At 42.1% G+C, this 15,378-nt stretch carries 14 protein-coding genes and 2 tRNA genes; 6 read left to right on the top strand and 10 right to left on the bottom strand.

The window, feature by feature from the left end:
• Window positions 1–210 precede the first annotated feature (210 nt).
• A complete protein-coding gene (locus ACMX3D_RS12015) occupies window positions 211–408 on the top strand; it encodes a DUF2795 domain-containing protein (protein ID WP_482751638.1) in 198 nt (65 codons plus the stop codon).
• A 1-nt stretch (window position 409) separates the two neighbouring features.
• Here the strand turns inward: ACMX3D_RS12015 and moaC are convergent, their stop codons facing one another.
• Window positions 410–919: a cyclic pyranopterin monophosphate synthase MoaC gene (gene moaC / locus ACMX3D_RS12010; RefSeq protein ID WP_482752326.1), complete on the bottom strand. Its 510-nt coding sequence runs from the start codon at window positions 917–919 to the stop codon at window positions 410–412.
• 37 nt (window positions 920–956) lie between these two features.
• Here moaC and ACMX3D_RS12005 point away from each other — a divergent pair.
• Window positions 957–1,030: transfer RNA gene (locus ACMX3D_RS12005), tRNA-Arg, on the top strand.
• A gap of 58 nt (window positions 1,031–1,088) precedes the next feature.
• Here the strand turns inward: ACMX3D_RS12005 and ACMX3D_RS12000 are convergent.
• From ACMX3D_RS12000 to ACMX3D_RS11985, 4 genes are all read right to left on the bottom strand, one after another.
• Window positions 1,089–2,324 (bottom strand): MFS transporter, encoded by a 1,236-nt coding sequence (locus ACMX3D_RS12000; RefSeq protein WP_482751637.1) that lies wholly within the window; start codon window positions 2,322–2,324, stop codon window positions 1,089–1,091.
• A 141-nt stretch (window positions 2,325–2,465) separates the two neighbouring features.
• Window positions 2,466–3,035: a Uma2 family endonuclease gene (locus tag ACMX3D_RS11995; protein ID WP_482751636.1), complete on the bottom strand. Its 570-nt coding sequence runs from the start codon at window positions 3,033–3,035 to the stop codon at window positions 2,466–2,468.
• A 70-nt stretch (window positions 3,036–3,105) separates the two neighbouring features.
• Window positions 3,106–4,125: a glycosyltransferase family 2 protein gene (locus ACMX3D_RS11990; RefSeq protein WP_482751635.1), complete on the bottom strand. Its 1,020-nt coding sequence runs from the start codon at window positions 4,123–4,125 to the stop codon at window positions 3,106–3,108.
• A 14-nt stretch (window positions 4,126–4,139) separates the two neighbouring features.
• Window positions 4,140–4,844 (bottom strand): C40 family peptidase, encoded by a 705-nt coding sequence (locus ACMX3D_RS11985; protein WP_482751634.1) that lies wholly within the window; start codon window positions 4,842–4,844, stop codon window positions 4,140–4,142.
• A 6-nt stretch (window positions 4,845–4,850) separates the two neighbouring features.
• Between ACMX3D_RS11985 and ACMX3D_RS11980 the strand changes: the two genes are divergently transcribed.
• Together ACMX3D_RS11980 and ACMX3D_RS11975 are read left to right on the top strand one after the other, a co-directional pair.
• Window positions 4,851–5,789 (top strand): serine hydrolase, encoded by a 939-nt coding sequence (locus ACMX3D_RS11980; protein ID WP_482751633.1) that lies wholly within the window; start codon window positions 4,851–4,853, stop codon window positions 5,787–5,789.
• 190 nt (window positions 5,790–5,979) lie between these two features.
• On the top strand, window positions 5,980–6,747 hold the full coding sequence (locus ACMX3D_RS11975; RefSeq protein ID WP_482751632.1) for a hypothetical protein: 768 nt from the start codon (window positions 5,980–5,982) through the stop codon (window positions 6,745–6,747).
• A 67-nt stretch (window positions 6,748–6,814) separates the two neighbouring features.
• Here the strand turns inward: ACMX3D_RS11975 and ACMX3D_RS11970 are convergent, their stop codons facing one another.
• The 5 genes from ACMX3D_RS11970 to ACMX3D_RS11950 all read right to left on the bottom strand — a co-directional run bounded on the left by ACMX3D_RS11970 (window position 6,815) and on the right by ACMX3D_RS11950 (window position 11,891).
• Window positions 6,815–8,128: an ABC transporter substrate-binding protein gene (locus ACMX3D_RS11970; protein WP_482751631.1), complete on the bottom strand. Its 1,314-nt coding sequence runs from the start codon at window positions 8,126–8,128 to the stop codon at window positions 6,815–6,817.
• A 188-nt stretch (window positions 8,129–8,316) separates the two neighbouring features.
• A tRNA-Ser gene (locus ACMX3D_RS11965) sits at window positions 8,317–8,408 on the bottom strand.
• Window positions 8,409–8,516: 108 nt separating this feature from the next.
• Window positions 8,517–9,449 (bottom strand): 15-cis-phytoene synthase CrtB, encoded by a 933-nt coding sequence (gene crtB, locus ACMX3D_RS11960; RefSeq protein ID WP_482751630.1) that lies wholly within the window; start codon window positions 9,447–9,449, stop codon window positions 8,517–8,519.
• Entirely contained in the window at window positions 9,433–10,872 is a 1,440-nt protein-coding gene (gene pds / locus ACMX3D_RS11955) for a 15-cis-phytoene desaturase (RefSeq protein ID WP_482751629.1), read from the bottom strand. The genes crtB and pds overlap by 17 nt, the downstream gene beginning before the upstream one ends.
• A gap of 161 nt (window positions 10,873–11,033) precedes the next feature.
• Window positions 11,034–11,891, bottom strand: a complete 858-nt coding sequence (locus ACMX3D_RS11950; protein WP_482751628.1) for a hypothetical protein — start codon at window positions 11,889–11,891, stop codon at window positions 11,034–11,036.
• A gap of 461 nt (window positions 11,892–12,352) precedes the next feature.
• On the opposite strand from ACMX3D_RS11950, the gene nagZ reads away from it, so the two are divergent.
• The gene (nagZ, locus tag ACMX3D_RS11945) at window positions 12,353–13,438 is read left to right on the top strand and encodes a beta-N-acetylhexosaminidase (protein ID WP_482751627.1); all 1,086 of its coding nucleotides are present in this window, start codon (window positions 12,353–12,355) and stop codon (window positions 13,436–13,438) included.
• A 290-nt stretch (window positions 13,439–13,728) separates the two neighbouring features.
• A complete protein-coding gene (locus ACMX3D_RS11940) occupies window positions 13,729–15,375 on the top strand; it encodes a B12-binding domain-containing radical SAM protein (protein ID WP_482751626.1) in 1,647 nt (548 codons plus the stop codon).
• Window positions 15,376–15,378: the final 3 nt, after the last annotated feature.

Genomic DNA, 15,378 nt, shown 5'->3' with positions numbered 1-15,378 from the left:
ATTCTCATCTTAATATTCTTGCTATAAAACAGTAGTAATTAATACAAAAAATTATCCGTTATTAAAGATATCAAATATTAGAATAACTGCATCAACCATTTGAGTGAGCTTTAATTTTCTATATGTTACAAATGATTCTCCTATTTGATAGAGGGAGCCAATATGTCCTCTTGTGAAGATGGTACTAACCATAAGAGGTAGGTGGCAAAAATGGCTAAAGCAAACCCAGTTGAGATTCAAAAACATTTAAAGGGCATTGACTATCCTGCTAGTAAGGACGAATTAGTTAAACATGCTCAAAAACAGGGAGCCGATCGCAAGGTTCTATCGTTATTAGAGCAACTACCAGATGATGAGGAATTTGGCAATCCCACCGATGTCAACAAAGCTATAGGTGAGATTAAGTAGGCTAGATTTCTGATGCAGAATAATCTCCAGATTTTCCGCCAGTTTTACTAATTAAATGAATCGATTCAATTTGAATCGACTTTTCTAAGGCTTTTGCCATATCGTATAAAGTCAACGCTGCTACGGAAACGGCAGTTAAAGCTTCCATTTCAACACCAGTTTCAGCTTTGGTTTTAACGGTAGCTTGGATGTGATAACCAGGTAATTGAAAGTCAGGGGTAATTTCGACGGCGACTTTTTGCAATGGCAGGGGATGACATAAGGGAATTAAATTAGCTGTCTGTTTGGCTGCCATAATCCCTGCTATGCGAGCTGTGGCTAACACATCACCTTTCGGAGTATTGCCATCCTGAATGGCAATCAAAGTTTCTGGCAGCATCCTCACCCTCCCAACGGCAACCGCCTGGCGGACTGTGGAAGCTTTGCCAGAAACATCCACCATCTGTGCTTGTCCTTGAGAATCCAGATGACTTAACTCGGCAGAAAAATTTTTTTGAGAATTGTCTTGCATCATTTGGGAATATAGTGCTAATATGTTTTTCTGGCAGGGGCGTGTAGCTCAGTGGACTAGAGCACGTGGCTACGGACCACGGTGTCGGGGGTTCGAATCCCTCCTCGCCCGTTATAAAAAGTAAAAAGGTAAAAGGCAAAAGTGATACGTGCTTTTGCCTTTTGCATTTTCAATCCATATTATTCAATGAAAAGGCATCTTCACCACGACCGAGAGCAAAACGCAAAGAATCCGGTAAAGTTTTGTTAGATAAGGTGAGGAAAATTAGCAGTGCCAAAAAAGTGAGTGCAGCACTATAGCCAAACATATTGCGGTAGCCTACAAACTCACTGACATAGCCAAATATCGGGGCAGCGATCGCAATTCCTAGGTCAAATCCAGCCATACAAATAGCAAAAATTTGCCCGCGTTCTTGTGTTAGTGAACGATCTGCCATCATCGTCACCATCATGGAAATCACCGTTCCACCACCAATGCCTTCCACTATGGCAGAGATTAAAAAAGCAGTAGTACTGTTAGCTTGCCATAGTAATACACAAGCTAAAGCATAGGCAGCAATTCCAAAGGTAATAAACAAACCCCGACCGAAGCGATCGCTGGCTCGACCAGCAAACACCCTGATCGTGAAACTTGCAATGGCGGCAATTGTGAAAAACCAGGCGCCATTAAAATTTACTTCGGTAGATTTAATAAATAACGACACAAAGACATGCATAGCGCCAACAGATGTACCTACCAGTAACATCACAATCGCTGGTATTCTCACCCTTGGACTCAGCAAAATTTGCCAAAAATTACTGTTTTGGCGTTCTGATTGTCGTTGTGTATTTAATGGTGGATTAATAACTTGTGATGCACACAATACACCAACAACAGCGACTGCTGCGGTAAACAAAAATAAACGTGCGTAGCCAGAAGTATCTTGTAAATATCCACCAATTGCTGGCCCCACGGCTAAACCAATGGGAGCAGTTAAACTCATATAGCTAATAATTTCTCCACGAATGGCGACAGGTGCTAAATCAGCCACCAAAGCACTGTAGCCAGTAGTAAAGGCTGCAATGCTAATTCCGTGAAAAATTCGCAGGAAAAATAATACTGGGATGGATGTAAATACTAAATAGCCAAAAGGTGCGATCGCTGCTACTGCTGTCCCAATTAATAAGACGATTTTACGTCCACGTTTATCAGCTAGTTTTCCCAGCATCGGACGAAACAGCAATAACCCAATGGCAAAGCCACCCATAACTATGCCAATTTCTTGCTTACTACCACCCACATGCTCAATGTATAGCGGTAGCGTCGGTAAAAAGGCAGCAGTACTTGACCAGAATAACAAACCTGCCGTAAACAGAATCAGCAGGTTTCGCCGGAGGTCGGCATCAAATGTATTAAAAGCTTTCAAAGCAGATGCAAATAACGCTAACTATATTGTTCTAATATTTTTACGTTAGTTAACATTTTTTGCCACCACTTCCCGTAACCAATATGGTGGTTGTTCGAGTTTCGCTGCGTTTCGCCTACGGAAGATTACTTTCACTCAACATTATTCAAACGCTACATCTTCGTAAACTTCTGCCATTGTTCCTTCAAAATTAATACTATTGAGTCGAAAAGATTTTTCTTGAGATGTGTATGTTTGCAAAACCCATAATCCTTCATTATTACGTCGAAAACATTCAATTCGCTGGCGTTTCGTGTTAATTAAAACGTATTCTTGTAGACTTTCTAGTACTTGATAATCAGCAAATTTATCACCTCTATCAAAGGCTTCAGTAGAGTCAGATAAAACTTCGACAATTACACAGGGAAATCTTTTGTAGGTAGGTGTTTCCTGATCTCTGGCATCGCAAGTCACCATCACATCAGGATAGTAGTATCTATTCAAAGATTCAATTCGAGCTTTCATATCAGCAATGTAAACACGGCAGCCAGAACCGCGCACATGATTTCGCAGAAGTGCAGCAATGTTGAGAGCAACGGTAACATGAGGGTCACTTGCTCCAGCCATTGCGTAAATGTAGCCGTCGATATATTCATGTTTAATGGAGCTTGCTTCCTCCATTTGCAGATATTCTTCCGGTGAAAGGTAGTTGGGTTGAGGGGAGGCTATCATAATAAATCAAAAGTCAAAAGGTAAAAGTTAAAAAAGAAAAACCTACAATTAATATTAACTACCAATTACATCAAGTTCGGTTATTTTTATTTTCAACTACTTCCCTTACCCGATAAATTGGTCGTCCTTGAGATTCATGATAGGTACGCATCAACAACTCTGCTAACAGACCAAAGCAAAATAGTTGTACTCCAGTTACTAATAACAGAACTGCCAAAATCAACAACGGGCGATTACCAATCATTTCACCCATAGCTAACTTGACAAACGTCAAATAAATTCCTAACCCCGCGCCCAATACCATTGAACTCAAACCCAACAACCCAAAAACGTGCATTGGGCGGGTAAGGAACTTCTTCATAAACAAAATCGTTAACAAATCCATTAACACCCGAAAAGTTCGGGAGATGCCGTACTTACTGCGACCAAATCGCCTCGCGTGGTGACGCACAGGCATTTCTGTAATTCTTGCCCCTTCAATGTAAGCCAGGGCTGGTAAAAATCGGTGCAATTCGCCGTAGAGATTCATATCTGCCACCAATTCTGCCCGATAGGCTTTGAGAGAGCAGCCATAGTCATGAATATACACACTTGTCGTGCGACGAATCAGCCAGTTAGCAATTTTGGAAGGTAACAAGCGATTCACAGCCCCATCTTGGCGTTTTTGCCGCCAACCGCTAACTAAATCGTAGCCTTCATCCAACTTGGCTAACAGCATTGGGATATCAGCAGGATCATTTTGCAAATCAGCATCTAAAGTGACAACTGTTTTGCCCACTGCATAGTTAAAGCCAGCAGACATCGCGGCTGTTTGTCCGTAATTGCGCCGTAGAATTACCGCCTTTAAATCACTGCGGCTTTGGGCTTGTGCTTTGAGAAATTCTGCCGAACCATCTGTGGAACCATCATCTACACAGATGATTTCATAACTGATTTGACTATCAGATAAAGTAGATGCGATCGCCTCTAATAAATGTGGTAAGCTTTCCACTTCATCACGTACCGGCACTACCACCGACACTGCTGGTACATTTGCGGAAATTCCCTGATTTTCCTCAGTCGTTATTTCTGGAATCAACCCACTCCTCATAACTCTCTGCGTCCTCAACGCTTCTGTGGTTCGTAACTTTTCACAACTCTGCCAGCACCTCGCAGTTGCTGATAATATGACCGACTCACCTCATCTCCCTGTTCCGAGAGAATATCAATCCCAATTCCATTACGTCCTTGAGTGGCTCCCGAACTATGGATATATGCAGCATCACCTAAATAAAGCCCAACATGAGTAGCTTTTTGCGGTGTGCCAAAAAATATCAAGTCTCCTGGTTGTAATTCTGACAGTGTGATGGGTTGGACAAATGCTTCTTGCTGATAAGCATCTCTCGGTAACCAAATTCCCACTGAGACAAACGCCGCCTGCATCAAGCCAGAACAATCATAATTTGGCCCCACTGTACCGCCCCAAAGATATTCATTAGATTGCTCCATTGCTTTTTGGGTAAAAGCGATAACCTTGGGAAGGAGTTTTTTAATTTCAGTTTCCGCAAATGTGGCAGCTTGATATTGTACAGTAGCAGGTTGTAATAAACCCAAATCCGCAAAGGACATCCAGGCTGGATAATCATCCTCACACAAATACACCTCAACCGCTGTATCTTGATGATTCGATGTTACCTGCAAATGTCGCCCAACAGCAGCTTGAGTTGCCAAGCGCGTACAAGCAGGAGAATCATATAAGTTGAGGTCAGCAAGACACTGGTATTCATCTGCGGTCAACTTGAGGATTTGGAATTCTGGATTAGAGAGCATTATTCAATGGTTTTCTTTAGAAAAGACGAACAACTTGAGAATTTGGGTAATGGCATTTTAGAGGCTACTTGGGCAACATTTCCGACATTAGCCCAAAATCAAATTGCTCTGACTTGGATTGTCTACGATCCGCCAGCACCCGTAAATACTGGTGGCGCTTTAACTCCCGATGCCTTTTGGAATCACCCAGTCCGTGGTTTTACTTATCGCGGTGTGGAACGGATTTACCCCGCGAGTGTGGTTAAGTTATTTTACTTGGTAGCAGTAAATGAATGGTTAGAAAAAGGCATGATCCAAACCTCTAAGGAATTGGAGCGAGCCTTGGGCGATATGATAATTGATTCTAGTAATGATGCCACAAGTTTAGTTGTAGATATTTTGACAGGGACTACTTCGGGGCCAGAGTTACCACCAGGGCCATTTGAAACTTGGAAGCAACAGCGTCATATTGTTAACCGCTACTACCAGTCCTTGGGTTGGGAAGAGATGGAGACAATAAATATCTGTCAAAAAACTTGGTGTGATGGCCCTTATGGTCGGGAACGGGCATTTTATGGAGAGATGTTTGATAATCGCAATATGTTAACAACAAATGCGATCGCTCGTTTGCTACATAGTATCGTGGGTGGGGTAGCAGTTTCGAGTGGGCGATCGCAAGCTATGATGAATCTGCTCAAACGCAGTCTCAACCCTGATGATTTACCTAAAAATGTCGAAGAAGACCAAATCACTGGTTTTTTAGGTGGTGGTTTACCGCAAAACGCACAAATTTGGTCAAAAGCTGGATGGACAAGTCAAGTTCGTCACGATGCAGCGTATATTGAGATACCTGATCAGCGTCCTTATGTGCTAGTAGTTTTTACTGAAGGTAAAGCCAATGCTACTAGCCGAGAGATTCTACCTTTTGTCTCAAAACTAGTTACAGAAGCCATTAGCAATCTTTAAAGTTTCCGTCACTCCTGACTCATCACTTCCTAAAAACTAATTTAATTTTTTCATATTTCATTTTCACTACCTACGTCCTTCTCAGGATGTAGGAAATAAATTTGTGAGTTAAAGTCGAACCATTGCCGAATTTTGCGCATTAATACGTGAAATTCAGTATTTTTACGGCAATATTCTGTTAGGAGTGAATGTGAATACTATTTTTCTTCGTAAAGGTGTTGTTTTGTTGCCGGGTTTAATTACATTTGCTGTCTTAACTTGTGGTTTTTCTGCCACAGCCCAGACAGTAGACACGGCAAATACTCAGCAGTTAACTGAGCCTTCTATTACCGCAGCGTCTCCCAATGAGTTAAATGTTGAAGTGGAGACAACAAACACAAATTTTGCTATTCAACAATTTCCTAGTGCTGACACTCAGGAATCTAGTAGTTCAATTCTCACACCTATTCCTGGGACAGTAACAACATCATCGTCAGCGCTTGTTGATCAACCTGCGGATGTCAAAGTTGCCCAATCAGATGTTGTTAATGTTGGTAGACCGACTCGTGGTGGTAGAAGTTATATCGGTGTTGGCGCTAATATTGGCTTAAGTGGTGGAGACTCTTCTTTAGGTGATGGTAACTTTGCAGTTCTGAGTAAGATCGGATTGACAAATGCTTTTTCTATCAGACCTTCAGCAGTGTTTGGTAACAACACTACAATTTTGATTCCCGTTACCTACGATTTTTCGCTACAACAAGACTCATTTACCGAACCTTTACCAATAGCTCCTTACGTAGGTGTTGGTGCAGCTATTAATACTGGTGATAATTCCCAAGTGGCTTTTTTGGTATCTGGTGGTATTGATGTACCCCTCTCCTCAAGATTTACAGCCACAGCTGCTGTGAACGCTGGATTTTTTGACCAAACCGATGTCGGTTTATTGGTAGGAGTTGGTTACAATTTCAGCGGCTTTTAATTACTGAAGTTAAAAGTAAAAAAGCAAAAGGCAAAAGAAAAAATTCTTTTGCCTTCTTACTTTCTACTTATTTAGGCGTAACTTTATCAACCACGCTAATTTTGCCGTCATCTCCTACAGACCAAACATCATAAACACCAAGTACATCACCGTTAGCATCAACATCTACGTTGCCACTAGCACCTTGGTAGTTAATCTTTTTACCTTCTTTGAGTAACTTTAGCCCTTCACAGACATCAGTCACTTCTGTACCTGGGCCAGCAGCAACTTCACGGATTTTACTGGAGATGCCAACACCTGTGTTGTCTTTAGCGGCTTGTGCTGCCAAAACTAGCAATGCAGCTGCATCCCAGGCTTGTGGTGCGTATTCTCCTGGTGAACCACCTTTTTTGTCTTTCCACAATTTGTTAAAAGCGTCTAAGGCTTTGCCATCGGAACCAGGTACTGTACCTAGCGCTCCGGTTAAGATAAATTTGCCATCGCCACCTTTACCTACTTGTTCAGGGAAAGTAGGCGACTTTACACCATCTGTAAGTAGAACTTGGACTCCTTTCATCAAACCTTGTTGATAGGCAGCTTTCAAAAGTAAACTACCTGTTTCAGCGTAAAGTACAGCAACTACTGCATCAGGTTTACCTGCAAAAGCAGCGGCAGCTTCGGTGTCAAAGGTTTGGGCTTTGGGGTCGTAACGAACTGGATTATTTTTATTAACTACTGTGCCACCTAATTTTTCAAAAGTTTCGACAAAAGCTTTTTCAAAACCAACACCATAATCGTTGTTAATTACAACGGTAGAAACGCGTTTAAAACCTTTTTTATTAGCTAATTGAGCTAATGCTAGTGCTTGGTAAGTATCGGGGGGTGCAGTCCGCGCCCAAAAGCCTTTAAAGTCGCCTTTCTTCGCCTTGTCAGTAAATACAGGGCTGGTGCTACCAGGAGACACGATCATAACCTTATTTGGTACAGCAACGGAAACTGCTGCTGTAGAAACACTACTAGCAAAGGAGCCAACTACACCAGCAACTTTATCTAATGTTGCCAGTTTGGTCATACCAGCAGCACCAGCTTTGGGGTCAGTTTGGTCGTCAACTTGTACAAGGGTGACGTTTTTACCGTTGACTCCACCACAGGCGTTAACTGTATCAACTAGCAAAGGTACAGAACCTACCATTTGCTGTCCGATGGAAGCTAAGTCACCAGTTGTGGGTAGTAGAGTCCCAATTTTTAACCCGTCAGTACTGCTAGTTGTACTTGTTGAGTTAGCTGTTGGGGAAGCAGTATTGGTGGTATTGGCAGTATTAGCATTATCACAAGATGCCGTTAAAAAGCCTGTGACTATGGTGGCTAAACTCAAGGCTAAGGCAGCAGTAATTCTTGGCATAATTTACTTTCACTCCTCTGATGTTCAGGAGCCTGAAAGTAAGATTCAAACTATGTTTCAGGTTAGCTCGATCTTAACAGACTCCAAATGTTAAATGATAACATCCACCAAAAGGAGTAACCGTGTTAGCCCTGACATTAATATTATTTAATATTTTGCAATACTGAGAGCAGTTCGCTCGCTGAAAACGGAGAGGGAGGGATTCGAACCCTCGGTACGGAGTTGCCTGCCGTACAACAGATTAGCAATCTGCCGCTTTCGACCACTCAGCCACCTCTCCAGGGTCACGAATACTTATCGTAGCACTTTTTTGTCAATAGTCAATAGTCAATGGTCAATATTTATTAGGTTTTGCTGCTGACTCTGGACTACGGACTATTGACTCATTTTACAGAACCTGCGATCGCAGCCATGCCACTGGTAAACTAGATAACTTTTGCCATTGGGGGACGTAGGCTCGCCGATTGAACACATCATAATCGTTGCGTTCAATCACTTTTAAAATGCCACTGTAGTGCATCAGTGCTGCCCAAACAGGCAAACGTGCATCAGGAGATAGGTAGGCAATACCTCTTTCTGCCTTGCGATAAAATTGTTCTGCCCGCGCAATTTGAAAACGCATGAGAGAACGCCAGCGCTCATCTATCACGCCCTTCATCAAGTCTTGCTCGGTGTAGTTAAATCTTGCCAAATCTTCCAACGGAATGTAAATTCGCCCCCGCCTTGCATCTTCTCCCACATCTCTTAAGATGTTGGTCAGTTGTTTAGCGATTCCTAGAGCAATTTCTTCTTGAGTGGGAATATATGGCGCTTGTTCACGGTTCCACGGTGCTGTGTTGCTGGTGTTATCCAGCCCCATGATGGCCGTTGACATCAAGCCGACCGTACCGGCGACACGATAACAATAGAGGTATAGTTCCTCAAATGTTTCGTAGCGACTGCGGTATAAGTCCATACGCTGTCCAGCAATCATATCCCGAAAGGGCTGAATGTCCATCGGAAAGCGTTGCACAGTATCAGCTAAAGCTACATCATAATTTTCGACTGGGTGTCCAGCAAAAATTGATTCTAGCTGCTGCTCCCATTGAGCTAGGGTTTCTGGTGTGGTAAGAGCAGATGCAGGGCCATCCACTAGTTCATCTGTACGGCGACACCAAGCATAAATTGCCCAAACAGCTGGGCGTTTTTCTTTACTCAAAAGTAAAGTACTCAGGTAGAAGGTCGCGGAGTACTTGGCTATGAGTTGCCGACAAAGTTTGTATGACTCGTCTACAGAGACCAGCGTTTTCATGCGCGGGGGGGAATCAGGCAGTTGCAGCATTCGTTGCAGGCGGTCGGGTTAGCGTTTGTAGGTTTGAGGCACTGGCCTCTGGCAGCGATTCACAAATCGCCTGCGCTGTTAGCTTACCAGAAAGTACGGCCCCTTCCATACTGCCCAAGTAGCGTTGCATGGTGTAACTCCCACTCAGAAAGAAGTTGGCGATGGGAGTTTTTTGGGGCGGACGGTACTGTTGACGACCAGGAGTCGCTTTGTAAACTGAACGCGGCGTTTTCACTACATGAGATTTCAGGAGTTTGGCTGGATTTTCTTTTCCAAAATGGTCGGGGAAAAGTTTTTCCAACTCGGTCATAGTTGCAGCAATAATTTCCTCGTCAGATTTGCTAATCCAATCTTGAGCAGGAGCTAGAACTAGTTCCAACATTGAGCGATCTGGGTTAGCGTATTCTCGACAAGTGTTGCTCATATCAGCATAAACGCTGAGGAGGGGCGATCGCGAAAATAATAAGTGATCAATATCTGTTAATTTCCGATCAAACCATAAATGTAAGTTAATTACTGGCACACCCTCCAAGCCTTCTAGCTTTTGGAAAAACTCCATTTGCTTCCAAGGTTCGGGCAACATGACTTTTAAAGGATCAACTGACATGGCTGATACGTAAAAGTCTGCTGTCACAACTTCATCTGGTGCGCCATTTAACCCACGCAGCAAAAATCCTTTAACCGTCCCATCTGGGTTGAGCAAGATTTCTTTGAGGGGTGCATTGAGCCGAACTTCGCCACCACGTTCGGTAATGTAATCAACGATAGGTTGACACAAACGTTCTGTAGGTGAACCGTCTAAAAAGGCGATTTTGGAGCCATATCGCTCTTGCAGAAAGCGATTTAGGGCTGTTAATAAGATTGTGGACGATACTTCATCGGGGTTGATAAAGGTTAAGGCTTTAGAAGCAGCAATGAATACGTCACTGGCTACTCGCTCACCTACACCTTGTCTTTTCAGCCACTCCAAAAAGCTGTATTTATCCATCTCTTCGACATAGTTTTGACCGCGCACGATGGCTGGAAGCAAGCCAATAGCGAACCGAATCTTCTGCTCCCAAGTCAACATATCGTTGTTGCGCAGAATCGAGGCAATGATGTTAAACGGAGATGGAATATCAGGAACATCAAAACGTGAGAGTGTTCCAGGTTTTTCTGGTTGATTAAAGATTAGTGTATGCTCTTTCCATTGAAGGCGGTCTTCAATGCCTAACTCCTTGAGCAATTGCAGCATATTGGGGTATGCCCCAAAGAAGGCGTGTAACCCGGTTTCGTACCAGTCGCCGTCAGAGTCTTTCCATGCCGCTACAAGGCCACCCAATACGTCTCGACGCTCCAAGACAATGGGAGTGTAACCTGCGTCTACAAGATATTTCGCGCAGGAAAGTCCTGCTAGACCAGCACCCGCGATCGCTACTCGCATTTAAACCTACTGTTGTTCAATATTTCTTAATCGTTTTGTCGTTCTCATTATACGTTGCAATCCGTTACATTTGGCAGTAATTGTGCGATCGCCTGGACAAAAACTTTCGTAACACCGATTTTTCTTTAGGGAGAGAGGGTGCAACCAAGAAGCACAAATGGCTATTGACTATTGATCATTTTCAACAAAGTAGTGTCTTTGATGTCATGCTGCATCTGATAGTCAGTAGTTGCAAATTCTATTTGTAAAATTAAGCGGTCTTTGTGAGTAGGTGGTAGTCCTTTGTGAAAACACAGGGGATCTTCGACAAATCCAAAGCCTGCTTGACCAGAAATATTTACCAAAGATTCCTGACCGTAGTAATTAATAATATCTTGATCTGTTTCGCGTTTACGAAACCAAAGATGTGTGAGTTTTTTCTTTTTGTGACTGCCACGAACGCAGATATGCTGACCACTTTGAGAATCAACATCTGTTAAATAAAAGAAAAATTTGATAAAGCGATAGTCATCTAAATCATAATGAAAAAATTGCGCGGCTTGGCTTTGCTCTCGATATGTCGTTTCGCCAGCAAAACTCCACCATAGTTTATTACCTTGATGCACTGGTTGAGCGTCTAAATATTTAGCTGCGATCGCTAATAATTTGGGGTCGTTTTGCAATTTCTTAATTGCTGCACAAAATAATCCTGTATTGTAATAAAACCCTGTAACAACTTGCTTACCTGCTTGGCTTTGCGCTGCTTCTTTTTGATGAAAATAAAAACCTAAATGAGATTTCTGGTTAGCGTAACAAGGTGTGGATTTAGCAAACTCGACTATTTCTTGCACAACATATTGAGGTAAATTAATTCCTACAGATAAACCTTCGTCATATAAGTTTTTAACAACTTCATCTACATCCACGTTGGTGAAATAAGAATTCTGCTCATTGATTAACTTTAAAAATGCTTGACTACTAGATTTGGAAAAAAACTTGATGATATTTCTTACCAGTTGATACTGAGCTACGTTACGCATTAACAGCCATCTTGGATTTTTTGTCAAACCTAGAAAATTTTCGTAACAAAAATTATGAATTTTAGTAACAAAATGCTCAAAAAAATTATTGTATGAATTCAGCAACATAATTTTTCTAAAAAAATAGCAGGATGCGATCGCGGCGATGCTTTCCCTAACAAATACGTAAGTAAAAATGCGTAATTATAAGTCACTGAATTTTAATTGATTGCCGTGCGCTTAGGCTATAAAGCTATAGTAAATTTACGGTTTCTTTGTAAGTAACGGCAGATTCTTGAAGAGTTTAAGATATCTTGTAGAGTGAAAGGCTGAAGGCTGAAGTGTGAAGTGTGAAGTATGAAGTGTGAAATTAAGAAACCCGTATAGTCAGCTTGAGCGCGATTGATGAAAAAATTTAGAGAGTCATTATTTGGTTAGTTCTGTATTAATACTTAATTTTTATAACTTCTTGGTAATAAATTATGTCGAAAGTGCAAGATATGGAATTATTCGGAAATCACGTAATTATCGGAATTTCTGGCACAAAATTGAGCGATGATGATAAACAGGCACTCAGTGAATTAAAACCAATTGGAGTAATATTTTTTGCTAAAAACTTTATAGATGGCGTTCCTTATGAGGTTTGGTTAGCCAGCTTTAAAGAACTAATAGACCAAATTCGACAATATGCGGAACGCGATTCGATGTTCATGACATTAGATCATGAAGGCGGACGCGTAGTACGCACACCTTTACCAATTACCAGATTTCCTTATGCTTCGCTGTTGCGATCGCACGCCCATGAAGTAGCAAAAGCCACAGCCACAGAACTAAAATCACTGGGAATTAACGTATCTTGGTCGCCTGTAGCCGATATTTACTCAAATCCTCTTAATCCTGTAATTGGGCCGCGTGCCTTTGGTGATACACCACAAACGGCGGCAGAAGGTGCGTTGGCATATTACCAGGGTCTACAAGAGTCGGGGATTTTAGGATGTGCCAAGCATTTTCCTGGACATGGAGACACAAGTACAGACTCGCACGTTGAATTACCAGTGCTTGATTTAACTGTGGAAGACTTGCGTAATCGGGAACTAATACCTTTTCAAGCCTTGATTGCAGCGCAAATTCCCTTGATTATGACAACTCACATTTTATTTCCCAAAATTGACCCAGATGTGCCGGCGACTATCTCGCAACCTATTCTCAAAAACATCCTACGGGAAGAACTTGGGTTTGAGGGTGTGGTTGTATCCGATGATTTGGATATGAAAGCAATTTCCGATATGTTTACCCAAAGCGGTACTGTCGCCCGCGCATTTAATGCTGGGTGTGACTTGTTCATCCTCTCGCGGAATATCAATTCATCTTCTTTGGAACGTACTTATTATATGTCGGCAGATTTTGCTGATTCTCTTAGCAAAGGTAGCTTGAAACAAGAGGTAGTGACAGCAGCTAGAGAGAGAATTGAAAAATTATTAGCCCAAACACCGCAATATGTTGTCCATGCGTTGGATAAAGATACTTTACTACGACATGCAGAATTAGCGATCGCTTGTACTTTTTAGTATGACGTTGCTAAATAAGGGGATGAAATATGAATCAAATCTCAAATTCCATATCCTCTCTGCGCACGCCAGTCGCCTCAACGGGGGGAACCCCTGCACAGCGCTGGCTCCTCTGCGTGAGATAAATTTTTACTTTTAAACGCAGAGTTTCGCGGAGGTAAACGCAAAGTTACGCAGAGTCTTTCTTTTTCTTTAAGATAAAAATATAGATGAAACTGATTGCGGACAAAGCAGTAAGTCTTAAATAAAGTATCAAAGATAAACAATTACGAACTACAAATTATTTCGACATGACATCATCTGTATTTGCTGCTGAACGTCTTTTATTCACTCCCACTACTTCTGATACTGATGCGATACCTTTAATTTTTGCTTTTCCGAATGAGTACAGTGTAGGTATCACTAGCCTTGGCTATCAGGTAGTTTGGGCAACTTTGGCAATGCGTGATGATGTGCAGGTGAGTCGTCTATTTACTGATATTCATGAACAACTTCCGAGACAGCCGGAAATTGTGGGATTTTCGATTTCTTGGGAATTAGATTATGTGAATATTTTAAATTTGTTGGAAACTTTAAATATTCCAATTCGGGCAAATTTACGTGATAATTCTCATCCGCTCATTTTTGGTGGCGGCCCAGTTCTCACGGCTAACCCTGAACCTTTTGCTGATTTTTTTGATATCATTTTGTTAGGAGATGGGGAAAATCTGCTGGGTAATTTTGTTGAATCTTACAAAGAAGTAAGATATGCTCCTAGACAAACTCAGCTTCAAAGATTGGCACAAGTACCAGGAATTTATATTCCGAGTTTGTACGAGGTGGAATATCAAACACCAGATGGTGAAGTAAAGTCAATTCAGCCAATTTCTTCAGATGTTCCCGCCATTGTTCAAAAGCAAACTTATCGCGGAAATATTCTCTCTGCTTCCACAGTGGTTACAGAAAAAGCTGCTTGGGAAAATATTTACATGGTGGAGGTGGTGAGAAGTTGTCCGGAAATGTGCCGCTTTTGTTTGGCAAGTTATCTGACTTTACCATTTAGAACTGCCAGCCTCGAAGGTTCATTAATTCCAGCAATTGAACGAGGTTTAGCAGTAACAAATCGCCTGGGATTATTAGGCGCTTCTGTTACCCAACATCCAGAGTTTGAGGAGTTATTAAATTACATTAGTCAGCCGAAATATGATGATGTGCGGTTGAGTATTGCTTCCGTCAGAACTAATACTGTAACGGTGCAGTTGGCAGAAACTTTGGCAAAACGAGACACGCGATCGCTTACCATTGCTGTAGAAAGTGGTTCCGATCAACTGCGGCAAATCATCAACAAAAAGCTGCAAAATGATGAAATTATCCAAGCGGCGATAAATGCGAAAGCAGGTGGACTCTCAGGCTTGAAACTGTACGGGATGGTTGGTATTCCTGGTGAGGAAGCAGAAGATTTAGAGGCGACTGTGGCGATGATGCGGAGTATCAAAAAAGCTGCACCAGGATTGCGGTTAAGCTTTGGCTGTAGCACGTTTGTACCGAAATCGCATACACCATTTCAATGGTTTGGGGTAAATCGTCAAGCTGAAAAACGGTTGCAGCTTTTACAAAAACAACTCAAACCGCAGGGGATAGATTTTCGCCCAGAAAGTTATAACTGGTCTATCATACAGGCTTTGTTATCGAGAGGCGATCGCCGCTTATCTCAACTTTTGGAACTCACCCGCGACTTTGGCGACTCTTTAGGTAGTTATAAACGCGCTTTCAAGCAACTTAAAGGAAAAATCCCCGATTTAGATTTTTACGTCCATGCTAATTGGTCAACATCCCAAGTCTTGCCTTGGAGCCACTTGCAAGGGCCGCTACCGCAGTCTACACTACTAAAGCACTTGGATGAGGCGACCAGTCATTTCCGTTCATCCTCCAAAGAACTACAGCCCATAAATTCATAGCCA

The sequence above is a fragment of the Anabaena sp. TISTR 8404 genome (assembly GCF_056847745.1).
The sequence above is the reverse complement of the archived record's forward strand: the minus strand, read 5'-3'. Positions and strand labels throughout refer to the sequence as shown.

Excerpts from the sequence above, each read along its gene's own strand:
- moaC (WP_482752326.1), bottom strand. The coding sequence starts at position 919 with ATGCAAGACAATTCTCAAAAAAATTTTTCTGCCGAGTTAAGTCATCTG.
- nagZ (WP_482751627.1), top strand. The coding sequence starts at position 12,353 with ATGTCGAAAGTGCAAGATATGGAATTATTCGGAAATCACGTAATTATC.
- ACMX3D_RS11950 (WP_482751628.1), bottom strand. The coding sequence starts at position 11,891 with ATGCGTAACGTAGCTCAGTATCAACTGGTAAGAAATATCATCAAGTTT.
- ACMX3D_RS11970 (WP_482751631.1), bottom strand. The coding sequence starts at position 8,128 with ATGCCAAGAATTACTGCTGCCTTAGCCTTGAGTTTAGCCACCATAGTC.
- pds (WP_482751629.1), bottom strand. The coding sequence starts at position 10,872 with ATGCGAGTAGCGATCGCGGGTGCTGGTCTAGCAGGACTTTCCTGCGCG.
- ACMX3D_RS11985 (WP_482751634.1), bottom strand. The coding sequence starts at position 4,844 with ATGCTCTCTAATCCAGAATTCCAAATCCTCAAGTTGACCGCAGATGAA.
- ACMX3D_RS11995 (WP_482751636.1), bottom strand. The coding sequence starts at position 3,035 with ATGATAGCCTCCCCTCAACCCAACTACCTTTCACCGGAAGAATATCTG.
- ACMX3D_RS11980 (WP_482751633.1), top strand. The coding sequence starts at position 4,851 with ATGGTTTTCTTTAGAAAAGACGAACAACTTGAGAATTTGGGTAATGGC.
- ACMX3D_RS11940 (WP_482751626.1), top strand. The coding sequence starts at position 13,729 with ATGACATCATCTGTATTTGCTGCTGAACGTCTTTTATTCACTCCCACT.
- crtB (WP_482751630.1), bottom strand. The coding sequence starts at position 9,449 with ATGCTGCAACTGCCTGATTCCCCCCCGCGCATGAAAACGCTGGTCTCT.
- ACMX3D_RS12015 (WP_482751638.1), top strand. The coding sequence starts at position 211 with ATGGCTAAAGCAAACCCAGTTGAGATTCAAAAACATTTAAAGGGCATT.
- ACMX3D_RS11990 (WP_482751635.1), bottom strand. The coding sequence starts at position 4,125 with ATGAGGAGTGGGTTGATTCCAGAAATAACGACTGAGGAAAATCAGGGA.